Here is a 15,386-nt window from a genome sequence, read left to right as displayed (position 1 = left end):
CTGAAAGGCGTGAATATGAGCAAGGGCGACAAGCAACGCGGAAACCGCGAAGTCAAGAAACCGAAAACTGCCAAGCCAAAAGCACCGGCGGTGCCACCGGGTGTTGCGGGCAAGATCCCGACAGGGCCGACCAGCGCAAAAAAGGGGCGGTAACACGCCCGCGGCGTCACCCGGCGGCGCCATTTCGGGGACGCCGGAACGCCGCCTTGAGATCTGAAAGGGGCAGCCCGCCCAGCAGATGGGCGGCTGCGAAAAAGACCGCGCCGCCGCCGCCGACCAAAACGGCAAGCGCACCATAGCGTAAGCCGGGTGTGTGCAACGCGTTGCCCAGAAACGCCTCGCCGCCCCATAACGCCGCCCCCATCGAAGCGGCAGCCAGCGCGATCCGCGGTACGCGGCGAAAGAAACGGTCGTCGAATGTGGCCACGTCGCCCATCGCCCGTGCGCCGCGCCACAGCAAAATCACCATGGCCCAGCCGGCCAGTGTCGTGGCCAGCGCAGCTGCGGGCCACCCGATGAACGGGGCGAGGCCAAGCGCGCAAGCCGCATTGATGACCATCGCCCAAAGCGCAAATCGGAATGGCGTGCGCGTATCTGAGCGGGCGAAATAGAGGGGCTGAAGAACCTTTTGTAGCACAAAAGCGGGCAGGCCTGCGCCATAAATCGCAGCGGCCAATGCCGTGGCTTGTGTATCTTCCGGGGTGAACCGCCCTCTTTCGAAAAGAACCGAAACCAACGCTTCGGGGATCACCAAAAGGGCCACCGCCGCCGGTAAAGTCAGGGCCAGTGAAATTTCGCCGGCCCGGCTTAGGGCCGCCCGGCCGCCTGCACCGTCTCCTGCTGCCAGTCTGCGCGACAGATCTGGCAGTAATACGACGCCGACAGCGATGCCAACGACGCCAAGCGGCAATTGGTACAGACGGTCAGCGGTGTACATCCAGTCGATGGCCCGGTCGAAATAGCTGGCGACTTGTCGACCGACCAGCAAGTTGATCTGGATAACGCCCGACGCCAGCGCGGCGGGGGCCGCAACGACAGCAAGGGTTCGGATGTCCGGCGTCAGGCGCGGCATGCTCAGCCGCATTGTGAACCCTGCGCGGTCTGCTGCGCGCCAGAGCAGGGCCAATTGCAGGACGCCGCCAATTGGAACGGCCCAAATCAATGCACGAGCCACATCACCGCCCAGCCATAGTGCACCTGCCATCATGCCAATGAACACCACGTTCAGAAGCACCGGTGCGGCGGCAGCTGCCGCAAATCGGCCCGAAGCATTCAGAACCCCGGATAGCATTGCCGCCAGAGACACGAACAGGATGTAGGGAAAGGCGATGCGACCGAAGGCGACCGACAAGTCAAATTCCGGCCCGCCCACAAAGCCGCTGGCCATCGCCGTCACCAGCAGGGGCATGGCTATACTGGCGACAATCGTCAGCACAGTGAGCAGCGCAGCCAAAGCCGAGAACGCCTCTTGCGCGAATTCTCGTGGTCGGTCGTCTTGCTCCAGCCGCTTCGAGAACAACGGCACGAAGGCCATGTTGAACGCGCCTTCGGCAAAGAAGCGGCGGAACATGTTTGGCAGCGAAAACGCGACGATGAAGGCGGAGTAGGCGGGCCCAGTGCCCAGCAGAGCGACAATCATTGCGTCCCGCACGAACCCAAGGATACGGCTGGCCATTGTCCAACCGCCCACGGTCAGCAGGCCAGACAGCAATCTGATCGGCTTCATTGTTCGGCGGCCTTGTTCGCCCCGCGTTCGATAGCGTCCCTCAGCTTGCGATCCAGAGTGTCAAGTTTGCCTTTACCCATGATCTTGAGACCAAACATGTCCTTGACGTAGAACGTGTCGACGGCTTGTGCGCCGTAGGTCGCGATCTGCGCCGACGCAATATAGATATTGCTTGCCGCCAACGTCCGCGCAAGATCATAGATCAGCCCGGTACGGTCGCGGGTATCCACCTCGATAATGGTGTAGATATCCGATCCTTCGTTGTCGAAATCGATCGTCGTCGGATGGCGGAAGGCGCGTTCACGTTTCTTGATTTTGTCGCGCTGGACCATTGCGTCGCCTGTCACGACTTCGCCGTGCAAGGTCTTGCGGATCATTGCTTTCAGGCGGTCCATACGGTGCGAGTCGTAGGGGGCGCCGTCCGCATCCTGAACCCAGAAGACGGCCGTCGCATACCCATCTTTTGTCGTGTAAGTTCGCGCATCGACGACGTTCGCACCGACCAAAGCCAGCGATCCCGCGAGCCGTGCGAAAATGCCCGGGTGATCGGCCATCGCAAAACAGACACGTGTCGCATCGCGATCGGTGTCTTCTTTCAGATCTACGCGGATCTCGTCGTCTTCGAGATCAACAAGTAATCCGGCAAAAACCACCTGCGTTTCGGTTTGAAGGCCTTGCCAATAGGGGCCGTAGTGACGCGACAGTTCTTGACGCAAGGCGGCCTTGTCCCAAGTTTCCAACGCCTCGCGGAGGTGGCGCTTGGCTTCGCTTTCGCGGGCTTCACGGTTCACGTCCTCAAGCCCGTTCGACAGTGCTTCGCTGGTTTGACGATACAGGTTGCGCAACAGCATCGCTTTCCAGTTGTTCCACACGCCGGGGCCCACGCCCATGATGTCGCAAGACGTCAGCACAAGCAGAAGGTCGAGCCGCTTTTGCGTTTTGACGGCTTTGGCAAAATCCCGCACCGTGCGGGGGTCGGCAACGTCGCGTTTCTGGGCCATGTCAGACATGAGCAGATGGTGCCGCACAAGCCATTCAACGGTCGAGCATTCCTGCGGTTTCAGCCCCAGCCGTGGTGCGATGCGCCGTGCAATGCGCGCGCCCAGAACCGAATGATCCTCGGGTCGTCCTTTGCCGATATCGTGCAAGAGCAAGGCCAGATACAGCACCCGCCGATTGACCCCGGCTTTCATGATCCGCGAGGACAGGGGCAACTCTTCGACAAGTTCACCGCGTTCAATCCGTTCGAGCACGTTCATACAGACAATCGTGTGCTCATCCACGGTGTAGTGATGGTACATGTTGAACTGCATCATCGCCACGATGGGCTGAAATTCCGGCAGAAATGCCCCAAGCACCCCTGTTTCCTTCATCCTGTGCAACGCGCGTGAAGGTTCCCGGTGCTTCAGAAGAAGATTGAGGAAAATCTTGTTCGCCTCTGGATCTCGGCGCATCGTGTCGTCGATCAGGTTCAGGTTTGCGACGATCATCCGTGTGGCATCTGGATGCAACGGATATCCCGTGCGCAGGGCTTCGTCGAACAGTCGCAAGATGTTCAGCTTATCTGCGAGAAATTCGGTTTCGTTTTGCACGGACAAGCGGTTTTGTACGACTTCAAAGCCCTGCCTGACCTTCTTGCGGCGGGTGAAAAGGCCGCGCAATGTGGGCATGCGTTTGATGTGAGTGGCTTCCAACGACGTCAAAAAGACACGGGTCAAATCGCCCACTCGGGTCGCGTGACGGAAGTAGTCTTGCATGAAGTGCTCGACCGCGCGGCGGCCGGCCCGGTCCACATAGCCTAGCCTTTCGGCCACTTCGACCTGTAGATCAAAGGTCAACTGGTCCATGGCCCGCCCGGTCACCAGATGCAGTTGATTGCGTGCAGCCCAAAGAAAGTTCTGCGCCCGCTCGAAGTAGCGGTACTCTTCGGCCCGGAAGACGCCGAGGTTCACCAGATCAGCCGGATCATCAACCGAATGAACGTATTTGGCAATCCAGAACAGGGTTTGCAGATCGCGCAGGCCGCCTTTGCCTTCTTTGATATTCGGTTCCACCACATAGCGTTGGCCGCCCTGCTTTCGGTGCCTGGTGGCGCGTTCTTCTAGTTTCGCTTCGATAAAATCGGCGGCGGTATTTTTGAACAGTTCATCACGAAGGCGGGTGCGAAGATCCTCTGCCAGCGCGGCATTACCATCGAGGTAGCGCTTTTCCACTAGCGCGGTGCGAATTGTATAATCTTCCCGGCCGAGGCGAAGACAGTCATTCACTGTGCGGCTCGCATGGCCAACTTTCAGGCGCAAATCCCACAGCATGTATAGCATGGATTCAATCACGCTTTCAGCCCAAGGGGTTATTTTCCAAGGGGTGAGAAACAGCAGATCTACATCGGATTGCGGCGACATCTCGGCACGGCCATAGCCGCCGACCGCCACAACGGAAATTTGCTCTGCCGTACCGGCAGAACGTGCGGGGTGCAGGTGTTGTATCGCGACGTGAAAACACGCGCGGACCAGGCAATCGGTCAGATAGGCATAGGCATGCACAGCGGGCTTGGCTTCAAACGGATGCTCGGCAATGCCGCGGGCAATGGTTGCCATCCCCGCTTTGCGATGCACCGACAGGCACGCGACGGTCGCCGCCCGAAGCGCTTTTGCTTCCGTGGTCTCACGTGCAGTTTGATCAAGGTCTGCAATCACCGCAGGAAAATCGAAAATATCTTCGGCGGGACGGATAAGGTCGGGTGCCAATGCGCCGGCACCGTCCGTGAGTGCCCTTGCGTTTTCGGGCAGGTAAAGCTCGGTCAAGCGTATCTACACTCCTGCTGGACGAGGCCGCGCCAGGTTATGATCCGGCGCTGCCAAAACTGCTTGGGGCCGCGTCAATGATCCGCAGCGATTTGTTCTCAATGGTCCCGATGGACAAGGCCCGCTGGTTACTGCCGTTGGCGAGAAAACGAAATGCCCCGCTGGCCCCAGCGAAGCCACGCCCCTGCGTCAGATTGGCGGGCGTGATTTTCTGACCAGACCCAACAAGGGCACCAATTGCGGCAATCGCGTCATACCCCAAGCCCGCAATGCTGTGCGGGGCTTGTCCATAGGCTGCGCTATAACGCGATCCGAAGCTGTTGACGGCCGTTGTATCGGGAAGCGCAAACCATCCGCCCTGAACGCCGGGCAAAGACAACGCAGACGCGGGAACGTCCCAGCGCGTCAGGCCTGCATATTGGATCTGCTCCGGTGGCAAACCGTTCTCGGGCAAAAGCTGGGCGACAATGGGAAGGGCCGTGTCCGTATTCGAGGTCAGGAACAACAAGTCTGCGCCTGTTGAACGCGCCTGTTGAGCGACACTCGGGACTGCGGCAACCACGCCTTCTTGTGACATGGCAAAGCCCGTCGTTCCGGCAATCGACATGCCGTAATCCTGCGCAGCGCGCATGATGGCGTCGCGGCCCAAACGTTCAGCTTCGGTTTCGCCGTAGAAAATCAGCACATTGGATTTACCCTGCTGACGCGCATAGCCCAAGATCCGCCGCGCGGTGTTTTCAAACGTCGGGCCCATCACAAAGACATTGCCGCCTGCGATGGTTGGATTGTTTGAAAAACTCAACACCGGAATGCCCTTGGGGGCTGCGGCCAGTCCTGCGGCATTGGCGGCACCGGCGAAAAGCGGCCCGGCGATTACGTCGGCGCCCTCGGCAACGGCTTGTGCCGCAACTTGCCCTGCGCGTTCCGGGCTGCCTGCGGTGTCGTAAATCTTTAAATCGACGCTGACGCCTTCCAAATCGGCAACCGCGAGTTTGGCTGCGTTCACTAGGTTCTGTGCCAGGAATTGCACATTCCCGTCGCCTGCGCTGGAGGGTACCAAGAGTGCGACTTGCACCGACCCGCTGCCACCGCCGACATTGCCAAGCGCGCCGGGATCGCAAGCGGCGAGTGCACTTACTGCGGTGAAAGCCCCGAGGGACCGGATCATTGCTCTGCGGCCGATTTTGCGCGTGGTGCTTGCCATGACTGCCCTTTTCCGTCGCCTTGGCACTCCTGAAGACGTGCCATCCATACCCATGCCGCGCAGGGCGCGGTCTTGCGGGAACTCCCCCGCTCCACTACGCAGACCCTACGCATCTCTGCAAGCGGGGCCAACCTTGAATTACCAGATCGTTCCGCTTCAACCCGGGCTTTACATTGTTGCCACACCTATCGGCACGGCGCGGGACATCACTTTGCGCGCTCTCGATATTCTGGCATCCGCGGATATTCTGGTGGCAGAAGACACAAGAAGTCTGAAGAAACTCTTGGCGATTCATGGCGTGCCCCTCGGCGAGCGCCCGGTCTGGGCTTATCACGATCACAGCGATGCAGGCGCGCGCGGCAGTATCGCGGCCGAGGTCGCGGCAGGGCGGAGCGTCGCATATGCATCCGAGGCGGGAACGCCGATGGTGTCTGACCCCGGCTTTGATCTGGCGCGTGCGGTGTCGGAAAAAGGCGGTTTGGTGACGTCTGCGCCCGGACCGTCGGCGGCCATCGCGGCGCTGACCTTGGCCGGTTTGCCAACCGATAAATTCGCTTTTCTCGGGTTTGCGCCGCCGAAATCTGCGGCGCGTCAAAAGGCTATCGCGGCCTTCGCCGAAACCCCGGCAACGCTGGTTTTGTACGAATCGCCGCGCAGAGTTCAGGCATTGTTAGCAGATCTCGTGACAGTCTTGGGCCCAGACAGGGAGGCTGCGCTGTGCCGGGAATTGACCAAACGCTTCGAAGAGATCCTGCGCGCGCCGTTGGCGGAGCTTTCGCACGCGCTCTCCGACAGAACCCTCAAGGGCGAATGCGTCATTGTGGTTGGGCCGCCGGGAGTGCGCGAAGTTTCGGAAGGTACGCTTTCGGCAGCGCTCGATACAGCGCTGGAAACACACAGCGTGAAAGACGCGGCTGCGCAGATAGCCGAAGCTTTCGGGGTGCCACGAAAGCAAGTCTATCAAATGGCGCTTTTGCGCGGAAAAAACCGTGAGGCCGGGCCAGGCGGCGACTAAGGTGCATCGCGGCCGGATGGCCCATTGCGCGGGCATGTCCGCTGAAGACATCGTTGCCCGCCACTATGAAGGGCTGGGGTGCAAACTCAGGGAAAGTCGGTGGCGCGGGCAGGGCGGTGAGATTGATTTGATTTTCGCCGATGGGGACGCGGCAGTTTTTGTCGAAGTAAAGAAATCCGCTAGTTTCACAAGTGCAGCCGCGCGCCTTGGTCCAAGGCAGGTGATGCGTCTGTGGCAGGCGGCCGAAGAATACCTTGGCTCTGTGGGGGGCAGTTCCTTGACTGAATGCCGTTTCGACGTTGCTCTGGTCGATGATTTGGGCCGTGTTGACGTAATTGAGAACGCGCTGGCCTGATTGGGCAGATTGAAGTGCCCCGCCGTTTGCGCCATGCAGGGCGTCAAACGAGGCATCACGAGGGCATCCGCATGCGCATCGCGTTTCAAATGGATCCGATCCAGACAGTCGATATCAACGCAGACAGCACCTTTCGCTTGGCCGAAGAAGCGCAAGCCCGGGGGCACGACTTGTTTTTCTATCTGCCGGATCGGCTTAGGTTTGAGCATGGAACCGTGCGCGTCACGGGCCAGCCTTTCACGCTGCGCCGTGAGGTTGGCAACCATGTCACCCTGGGCCCGGAAGAAACGCACGATCTGACCGACTTTGATGTTGTCTGGCTCCGTCAAGACCCGCCGTTCGACATGGGGTATATCACGTACACGCATCTTCTTGATCTCGTGCATCCTAAGACCCTCGTGGTGAACGACCCGTTCTGGGTGCGCAACTTCCCTGAAAAACTGCTGGTCTTGAAGTTTCCTGATTTGATCCCGGCGACGCTGATCACGCGTGATCTGGACGCACTGAAGGCATTCAAGCAGGAGCATGGTGATATCATCGTCAAGCCGCTGTACGGCAACGGCGGCGCGGGCGTGTTCCGCCTTGGACCTGATGACCGGAATCTGAATTCGCTGTTCGAGACCTTTTCGGCCATGAACCGCGAACCAATCATCGCGCAAGAGTATCTTCCTGCGATTACGCAGGGCGACAAGCGGGTGATCCTCGTCGATGGCGAACCAGTTGGCGCGATCAACCGTGTGCCGCAGTCGGGTGAAACGAGGTCGAACATGCATGTGGGCGGACGTGCCGAAAAGGTCGAGCTTACCGAGCGGGATCGCGAGATTTGCGCGGCAATCGGTCCGACACTGCGTGAAAACGGTCAGGTCTTTGTCGGTATTGATGTGATCGGTGACCGTTTGACCGAAATAAACGTGACCTCGCCCACAGGATTGCAAGAGATGGAGCGTTTCGATGGGACGAATGTCACTGCCCGAATCTGGGAGGTGATCGAGGCCAAGCGCGCCGCGTCGGGTCACTAACCCGTATGGGTCAGCCGGTACCCGAGCGCCTCCGCGATGTGGATGCGCTCCACCGCGTCGGCGCCGTCGAGGTCAGCAATAGTGCGGGCTACGCGCAGCACCCGGTGATAACCGCGCGCGGTTAGCCCGAACTTGTCGGCGGCGCGTGTCAACAAGACCCGCCCGTCGCTATCGGGCGCGGCGATCTGTTCGAGCGTTTCGCCCTCGGCATCGGCATTGACACGAAGCCCGGGCATGCCTTCAAAACGCTTGGACTGCACGGCGCGCGCTTGGGCCACGCGGGCGCCCACTTGCGCACTTGTCTCGCCCGACGCCGGTAGGTCGAGATCGTGGAACGCGACGGCTGGCACATCGATGCGGATGTCGAACCGGTCCATCAACGGGCCGGAAATGCGGCCGATATAATCAGCCCCGCATTTGGGGGCCCGCGCGCATGCCTGGTTCGGGTCGGCCATGTACCCGCAGCGACAGGGGTTGGCTGCCGCAACCAGCAAGAACCGGGCGGGATATCGACAATGGGCGTTTGCGCGCGACACAACGATGTCGCCGGTTTCAATTGGCTGGCGAAGAGTTTCCAAAACGCTTCGTGGAAACTCCGGCAGTTCGTCCAGGAATAGTACACCGTTATGGGCAAGGCTCACTTCGCCGGGTTTCGCCCCTTTTCCGCCCCCAATGATAGACGGCACAGATGCCGTATGGTGTGGGCGTCGAAAAGGGCGTACGCGCGAAATCCCCCCTTCGTCCAATAGCCCTGCTAAAGAATGCACCATTGATGTTTCCAGCGCCTCTGAAGCGCTGAGCGGGGGCAAAAGGCCAGGCAAACGCGCCGCTAGCATGCTTTTGCCTGATCCCGGTGGCCCGGTCATAAGCAGGTGATGACGACCTGCAGCTGCAATTTCCATTGCGCGCTTGGCGCGTTCCTGCCCTTTCACGTCGAGCAAATCGCCGCTGTCTTCCGCAACGTGAACTTCGCCTGGTTGCGCATCGGCAAGCAGGGTTTGCCCGGTGAAATGGCGCACGACCTCTGCCAGAGAATTGGCAGCCAGCACGCGGGCCGCCCCCACCCAAGCCGCTTCGCGCCCGCAAGCACGCGGGCACAGCAGTGCACGACCCTCTGCTGCGGCAGACAAAGCCGCAGGAAGTGCGCCGATGACCGGGTGCAGCACTCCGTCCAGAGACAGTTCCCCGAGCGCGACGGTGTCTGCGATTTCCTCGGCAGGCAGGATTTCCAAAGCGGCCATCAAAGCCAAAGCGATCGGGAGATCGAAGTGCGCCCCAACTTTGGGAAGATCAGCGGGGGAAAGGTTTATTGTTATCCGCTTCGATGGCAGCGCGATCGACATGGCCCCAAGGGCGGTGCGCACCCGGTCGCGCGCTTCTGAGACGGCCTTGTCCGGCAGCCCGACAATTGAAAAGGCAGGCAGGCCGGGCGTAACAGCGCACTGCACTTCGACCATGCGCGCTTCGAGCCCTTCGAACGCTACCGTGAAGGATCGCGCGATCATGCAAGTTCAACCCCAATTACCCAGATCAGCCTGTGCCAAATATGGTTTAGGATTCCTTAATGCGCGATGGGGCGTGGAACTCAGGGCAAATGATTGATGGTCTCTGCGCGCCAGCCCGATCGCCCATGTACCACGCATGTCACTGACAGGTTGTCGATTTTGTGACCGAAAACCTCGGTTGTTGTCATCCCGGTCGCGCGTTCGATTTGCGTCAAGATGGCCCCGAGATGCGCCACAACTATGACCTCTGGGGCATGTCCCAACAGCCGGTCGGCCGCCCGGCAGACGCGCTTTGACAAATCGTGCCAACCCTCACCGCCCGGCGCGCGCGCGGCGCCGGGGGTTTCCCAAAATGCGCGGATCAAAGCAGGCTCGGATGCGTCGATGTCGGCAAAAGTGCGATTTTCCCACTGTCCGAAGTGTATTTCGCGCAAGTCAGGATCATGAGTGAGTCGACCCCGTCCATCTTGCAGCGCGTCGGCGGTTTTCACAGCACGGCTCAGGGGGGACGAAATGACGGGAGCGTCTGCCGGAAGGTAATCTGATAACCGCTTGATTGCTGCCCGGTCCGACAGGTCCGCCGGTAAATCAGTCCAGCCGATCATGGTTTTTGCGTGCGTTGGGCCGTGACGCACCCACCAGAACGTCGTCTCGGTCATACCGGAGCCTTCAGCGTAAGGGGTAGGCCTGACATCACGACAGTCACTGCTTGCGCCTGTGCGGCGACGTGTTGGTTCAAGCGACCCTGCGCCTCGCGGAACTGCCGGGACAGTGCGTTATCTGGCACGATTCCCTGCCCGACTTCATTTGTCACAACAACGACATGCCCGGCACATTTGGTAAGCGCATCGCATAAGCGGCGTGTTTCGCGGCCGAGGTCGCTTTCGGCCAAGAGGTGGTTGGTCAGCCACATTGTTAGACAATCCAGAAGAGCAGCCTCGCCGTGGCCGACAGTGGCGAGTGCGCTGACGACATCCAGCGGGGCCTCAACGTCGCGCCAACCATCTCTGCGATCACGGTGCTGTGAGATTTTTTCGCGCATTTCGTCATCCCAAGCCTGCGCGGTGGCGATGTAAACGCGCGGCAATTCACTGTCAGTTATAAGTTTTTCCGCAAATCGTGATTTCCCAGACGCTGCACCTCCGGTCACAAGGGTCAAGGCAGGTAAGAAAAAATTATTCATTATCTGTGATCCGGTTTTTAAGGACGCCCGTAACTCTCGGCATAAGGACGACAAAATGACGTCATTTGTTCACACCGGGAGCAGCACCTATGGCATTGGACGGATACGCAGATCAATCACTGACGCGTCGCGCGATGAAGGCCGAAATTTTGGACGCGGAGACGGAATTGCGTTTGGCATATGCGTGGCGCGATCAGCGCGACGAAGAGGCGTTGCACAGGCTCATAACGGCCTACATGCGCCTCGCGATTTCGATGGCCGCCAAGTTCAAGCGTTATGGTGCGCCCATGAACGATCTGGTTCAGGAAGCAGGGCTGGGGTTGATGAAGGCCGCAGACAAGTTCGACCCGGATCGCGGAGTACGATTTTCTACCTACGCAGTTTGGTGGATCAAAGCGTCGATCCAAGACTACGTCATGCGGAACTGGTCGATGGTTCGGACCGGATCGACCAGCAGCCAAAAGTCGCTTTTCTTCAACATGCGACGCGTTCAGGCGCGGCTGGAACGCGAGGCGGATGGTCGGGGCGAACGGCTCGACAGGCATCAGCTTCGTCAGATGATCTCTATCGAAGTGGGTGTGCCGCTTCACGATGTAGAGATGATGGAAGGGCGCTTGTCCGGATCGGACTATTCGTTGAATGCCACCCAATCGTCAGAAGACGAAGGGCGCGAATGGATCGAAACACTGGAAGACGACGGTCAGCAGGCGGAACACATCGTGGAACACGACCGCGATATGGATACACTGCGCGGGTGGCTCGTATCTGCCATGCAGGAGTTGAATGAACGTGAGCGCTTCATTGTTCGGGAACGTAAATTGCGGGACGCGCCGCGCACTCTGGAAAGTTTGGGAAAAGAGCTTGGTCTCTCGAAAGAGCGTGTGCGCCAGCTTGAAGCGGCTGCGTTTGGCAAGATGCGTAAAAGCCTTTCCAATCAGTCAACTGAGGTTCAGTCGTTCCTTGTTTAAAGTTATGGCGGCCCTCATCTGTTGGGCCGCTGCAGTCCCGGCCGCCGCGCGTCAAATAACCGAAGAAGCCTTGACCTTGTTGCCACCTGTGGACGTTGTTATCTTGGGCGAAGTGCATGACAACCCTCGCCATCACCTCAACCAAGCACTGGCTTTGCGCGCGATTGAACCGGCCGCGGTGGTTTTCGAGATGCTCAGTCCAGAACAGGCAGCTATCGCGAATCGTCGCACGCGGGTTGGTGAGGCGTTAGGACTGGCGTTAAAGTGGGTCGATGGGGGATGGCCGCCCTTCTCAATGTACCTTCCCGTTTTCGATGCGGCTGGTCTGGCTCAAATATATGGTATGGCCGTCCCGCGCGGGGATGTGACGGAAGCTTTCAAGACTGGGCCTGCAAGCGTTTTCGGACCAGATGCAGGTCGCTATGGATTAGATCAGGCGCTGGGCGGCCAAGAACAGGCGGACCGAGAACAGATGCAACTGGAAGCGCATTGCAACGCCCTTCCGACAGAAATGCTCGCGGGCATGGTGAATGCACAGCGATTACGCGATGCTTCATTTGCACGAACCATTCTTCAAGCGATTGCGGATGTGGGCGGCCCTGTTGCAGTTATCACCGGCTCAGGCCATGCACGCAATGATTGGGGTATTCCTGCGGCGTTGCGCAAAGCCGCTCCTCAACTGCGCGTTTTATCCGTTGGTCAGTTGGAAGATCATGGAGAGTTGCCGTCGGACCCGCCTTTTGACCTTTGGTTGGCGACGCAACCCGCGCCGCGACCTGACCCTTGCGCCGGGTTCGCCGGTGGTGGTGGTCAGAACGGTTGAGTTCCGGCGCGCTGCCGCCTAATCAGGCGGTGCGGAGGTGCGGCTCATGGGTTTATCCAACTTGGCGGGGAAACGGATTCTGTTGATCATTGGCGGGGGTATTGCCGCCTATAAATCGCTGGATCTGATCCGTCAGTATCAAAAGGCAGGCGCTGCTATTGTGCCGGTACTGACGCGTGCGGGCGCAGAATTTGTGACGCCTCTGTCTGTGTCGGCGCTGGCTGGATCAGCCGTTCACACGGACCTGTTCGATTTAACGGCCGAGGCGGAAATGGGTCATATCCAGCTTTCTCGGTCAGCGGATATCGTTGTTGTTGCTCCGGCCACTGCGGATCTGATTGGGAAAATGGCCTCTGGGCTGGCCAATGATCTTGCTACAACGCTTTTGATGGCCACCGACAAGCGGGTCTTGATCGCCCCGGCGATGAACGTGCGCATGTGGGATCATCCGTCAACGAAACGAAATATTGCAACCTTGGACGCTGACGGCATTGCCATGGTTGGCCCAAACAGCGGTGAGATGGCCTGTGGCGAGTTTGGCCCGGGCCGAATGGCGGAACCGTCAGAGATCGTCACCGCGACGGCTACGATATTGAAAGAAGGACCGTTGCAGGGTCGGCATATCATCGTCACATCGGGGCCAACTCATGAGCCCATAGACCCGGTTCGCTACATCGCCAACAGGTCTTCGGGGGCGCAGGGCACTGCATTGGCGCGGGCGTTGTCAGCTCTGGGTGCCGACGTGACCTTTGTGACGGGCCCGGCACGCGTCCCGCCACCGCAAGGTGTTCGCATTGTGCAGGTCGAAACAGCCAATGAAATGCTGTCGGCAGTGCAAACTGCGTTGCCAGCGTCTGCGGCGGTGTTTGCCGCCGCAGTCGCAGATTGGCGTTTGGCCGAGTCGCGAGAGCAGAAGATAAAGAAAAAGCCCGACGGCACCTTGCCAGTTCTGCAATTTGCGGAAAATCCCGACATTCTTGCGACCGTCGCGCAGATGACACAGGGGCGCCCGGATCTGGTGGTTGGTTTTGCGGCTGAGACGGAAAATGTGACGGCTCATGCGACGGCCAAACGGGCGCGAAAGGGCTGTGACTGGATTGTGGCCAATGACGTTTCCCCGGAAACCGGGATCATGGGGGGGCCTGACAACACAGTCACGCTGATCACCGAACAGGGCACAGAAGCGTGGCCGAACATGTCAAAGACTGACGTTGCCCGTCAACTCGCCGCCCGCATTGCAGAGGCTCTGGCATGACTGCGCCGATTGTTCAACTTGCATGGACTGACGACGCAGACCGGGGTCTGCCGTTGCCAGCCTATGAAACGGCGGGGGCAGCCGGAGCTGATCTACGTGCAAATTTTCCGCCAGACCAACGCGTTGATGGCGTTACGCTTGCTTCTGGTGAGCGCGCGTTGGTGCCAACCGGGCTGCGGTTGGCCATCCCTATGGGCTTTGAAGTCCAGCTTCGGCCGCGGTCTGGTCTGGCGCTCAAGCACGGGCTGACATTGCCGAACAGCCCCGGAACGATCGACAGCGATTACCGCGGTCCGCTTGGTGTGATCATCCAGAATGGAGGCGACATGCCTTACACCATATCCCACGGGGACCGGATCGCCCAGATGATAGTTGCCCCTGTCATACAGGCGGCCTTTAAGATGACGGATGCGTTGGACAAGACCGCACGCGGCGATGGTGGGTTTGGGTCGACCGGGGTTTCATAATGGTTCTGTTTCTTGTCTTGGCGGCGCTGATATGGGGCCTTGGCCGTCTGATGAAGACCCCTCCACAAGCGCGCATATTGCTCATCGGCATTTTGTATGTGCTGGTGATTGGTCTGCTTGTTGCACTGCCGCAAGATGCGCCGCTTCGGCAAACACTTGGCGGATCGGCGCGAGAGTGGCTGGCCGTGGGTGTTCTTGGGGCTGTTGGGTTTGGATATTCAATTCTCCTGCGGCGTCTCAAGACCCGGGTGAGACCCGAAAACCAAACAACTCAAACACGGGATGCGCCTGACCCGGAGGCCCCGCTGAACGACGCGGAATTGGACCGCTATGCGCGCCACATCATTCTGCGTGAGCTTGGCGGACCGGGGCAGCGCGCATTGAAACGGTCAAAAGTGTTGGTGATTGGGGCAGGTGGGCTGGGCGCGCCTGTGTTGCAATATCTGGCTGGCGCGGGTTTTGGCACGATTGGTGTAATTGACGATGACGTTGTGTCGGCGTCGAACTTGCAACGTCAGGTGATCCACCGTGATGCCGATATCGGGAGGCCGAAAGTGTTTTCGGCCCGCGAGGCGATGATGGCATTGAACCCCAACATATTCGTGCGGCCCTATAATCGCCGCCTGACCGAAGAGATCGCGGCTGATCTGATGTCGGAATATGATCTTGTTCTCGACGGGTCCGACAATTTTGAAACGCGCTACTTGGTCAACGCAGCGTGCGTGGGTGCGGGTGTTCCATTGGTATCTGGCGCGATTGCCCAGTGGGAGGGGCAGATCAGCGTCTATGACCCGGCAAATGGCGCGCCGTGTTTTGCTTGTGTCTTTCCCAAGCCGCCAGCGCCGGGTCTTGCGCCAAGCTGTGCCGAAGCCGGTGTCATCGGCCCACTGCCGGGCATTGTCGGGTCGATGATGGCTGCCGAGGCGTTGAAGATCATTGTCGGGGCAGGGACGTCATTGCGCGGAACGCTGCTGATACATGACGCGCTCGAAGGAGAGAGCCGCCGCATTGCCGTTGCCCGGCGTCCGGAGTGTGCCGTTTGCGGCAAGGCATCTTGATACC

At 59.5% G+C, this 15,386-nt stretch carries 14 protein-coding genes; 8 read left to right on the top strand and 6 right to left on the bottom strand.

Annotation, left to right across the window (positions count from 1 at the left end; translation table 11 throughout):
- Positions 1 to 166 precede the first annotated feature (166 nt).
- The 3 genes from murJ to E2L05_RS00610 all read right to left on the bottom strand — a co-directional run bounded on the left by murJ (position 167) and on the right by E2L05_RS00610 (position 5,734).
- The gene (gene murJ, locus E2L05_RS00620) at positions 167 to 1,726 is read right to left on the bottom strand and encodes a murein biosynthesis integral membrane protein MurJ (RefSeq protein ID WP_133340946.1); all 1,560 of its coding nucleotides are present in this window, start codon (positions 1,724 to 1,726) and stop codon (positions 167 to 169) included.
- On the bottom strand, positions 1,723 to 4,473 hold the full coding sequence (locus E2L05_RS00615; protein ID WP_243721822.1) for a [protein-PII] uridylyltransferase: 2,751 nt from the start codon (positions 4,471 to 4,473) through the stop codon (positions 1,723 to 1,725). The genes murJ and E2L05_RS00615 overlap by 4 nt, the downstream gene beginning before the upstream one ends.
- A 94-nt stretch (positions 4,474 to 4,567) precedes the next feature.
- Positions 4,568 to 5,734 (bottom strand): penicillin-binding protein activator, encoded by a 1,167-nt coding sequence (locus tag E2L05_RS00610; protein ID WP_133340945.1) that lies wholly within the window; start codon positions 5,732 to 5,734, stop codon positions 4,568 to 4,570.
- A gap of 133 nt (positions 5,735 to 5,867) precedes the next feature.
- Between E2L05_RS00610 and rsmI the strand changes: the two genes are divergently transcribed.
- From rsmI to gshB, 3 genes are all read left to right on the top strand, one after another.
- Positions 5,868 to 6,749: a 16S rRNA (cytidine(1402)-2'-O)-methyltransferase gene (gene rsmI / locus E2L05_RS00605; protein ID WP_133341009.1), complete on the top strand. Its 882-nt coding sequence runs from the start codon at positions 5,868 to 5,870 to the stop codon at positions 6,747 to 6,749.
- Between the two features lie 34 nt (positions 6,750 to 6,783).
- A complete protein-coding gene (locus E2L05_RS00600; protein WP_341776719.1) occupies positions 6,784 to 7,104 on the top strand; it encodes a YraN family protein in 321 nt (106 codons plus the stop codon).
- A 71-nt stretch (positions 7,105 to 7,175) separates the two neighbouring features.
- Complete coding sequence (gshB, locus tag E2L05_RS00595; protein WP_394346525.1) at positions 7,176 to 8,123, top strand: glutathione synthase; 948 nt, start codon at positions 7,176 to 7,178, stop codon at positions 8,121 to 8,123.
- On the opposite strand, the gene E2L05_RS00590 is transcribed toward gshB, so the two are convergent.
- From E2L05_RS00590 to cobU, 3 genes are all read right to left on the bottom strand, one after another.
- Entirely contained in the window at positions 8,120 to 9,628 is a 1,509-nt protein-coding gene (locus E2L05_RS00590) for a YifB family Mg chelatase-like AAA ATPase (RefSeq protein ID WP_133340944.1), read from the bottom strand. The two genes, gshB and E2L05_RS00590, sit on opposite strands and share 4 nt — an antisense overlap.
- Before the next feature lie 80 nt (positions 9,629 to 9,708).
- The gene (locus E2L05_RS00585) at positions 9,709 to 10,287 is read right to left on the bottom strand and encodes a histidine phosphatase family protein (RefSeq protein ID WP_133340943.1); all 579 of its coding nucleotides are present in this window, start codon (positions 10,285 to 10,287) and stop codon (positions 9,709 to 9,711) included.
- The gene (gene cobU / locus E2L05_RS00580; RefSeq protein WP_133340942.1) at positions 10,284 to 10,811 is read right to left on the bottom strand and encodes a bifunctional adenosylcobinamide kinase/adenosylcobinamide-phosphate guanylyltransferase; all 528 of its coding nucleotides are present in this window, start codon (positions 10,809 to 10,811) and stop codon (positions 10,284 to 10,286) included. Before cobU ends, E2L05_RS00585 begins: the two co-directional genes overlap by 4 nt.
- A gap of 89 nt (positions 10,812 to 10,900) precedes the next feature.
- On the opposite strand from cobU, the gene E2L05_RS00575 reads away from it, so the two are divergent.
- Genes E2L05_RS00575 through E2L05_RS00555 form a run of 5 tightly spaced genes read left to right on the top strand, consistent with a single transcriptional unit; the run spans position 10,901 to position 15,382 of the window.
- The gene (locus E2L05_RS00575) at positions 10,901 to 11,779 is read left to right on the top strand and encodes an RNA polymerase factor sigma-32 (protein WP_133340941.1); all 879 of its coding nucleotides are present in this window, start codon (positions 10,901 to 10,903) and stop codon (positions 11,777 to 11,779) included.
- A gap of 4 nt (positions 11,780 to 11,783) precedes the next feature.
- Positions 11,784 to 12,602, top strand: coding sequence for a ChaN family lipoprotein (locus tag E2L05_RS00570; protein ID WP_208016201.1), 819 nt, complete (start codon positions 11,784 to 11,786; stop codon positions 12,600 to 12,602).
- Positions 12,603 to 12,648: 46 nt separating this feature from the next.
- A complete protein-coding gene (gene coaBC, locus E2L05_RS00565) occupies positions 12,649 to 13,857 on the top strand; it encodes a bifunctional phosphopantothenoylcysteine decarboxylase/phosphopantothenate--cysteine ligase CoaBC (protein WP_133340940.1) in 1,209 nt (402 codons plus the stop codon).
- Positions 13,854 to 14,324, top strand: coding sequence for a dUTP diphosphatase (gene dut, locus E2L05_RS00560; protein WP_133340939.1), 471 nt, complete (start codon positions 13,854 to 13,856; stop codon positions 14,322 to 14,324). Before coaBC ends, dut begins: the two co-directional genes overlap by 4 nt.
- Positions 14,324 to 15,382: a HesA/MoeB/ThiF family protein gene (locus E2L05_RS00555; RefSeq protein ID WP_133340938.1), complete on the top strand. Its 1,059-nt coding sequence runs from the start codon at positions 14,324 to 14,326 to the stop codon at positions 15,380 to 15,382. The genes dut and E2L05_RS00555 overlap by 1 nt, the downstream gene beginning before the upstream one ends.
- Positions 15,383 to 15,386 lie beyond the last annotated feature (4 nt).

The organism is Meridianimarinicoccus aquatilis (assembly GCF_004358675.1).
Classification (GTDB): Bacteria; Pseudomonadota; Alphaproteobacteria; order Rhodobacterales; family Rhodobacteraceae; genus Meridianimarinicoccus; species Meridianimarinicoccus aquatilis.
Note: the sequence above shows the minus strand (reverse complement) of the source record. Positions and strands in the feature narration are given on the sequence as shown.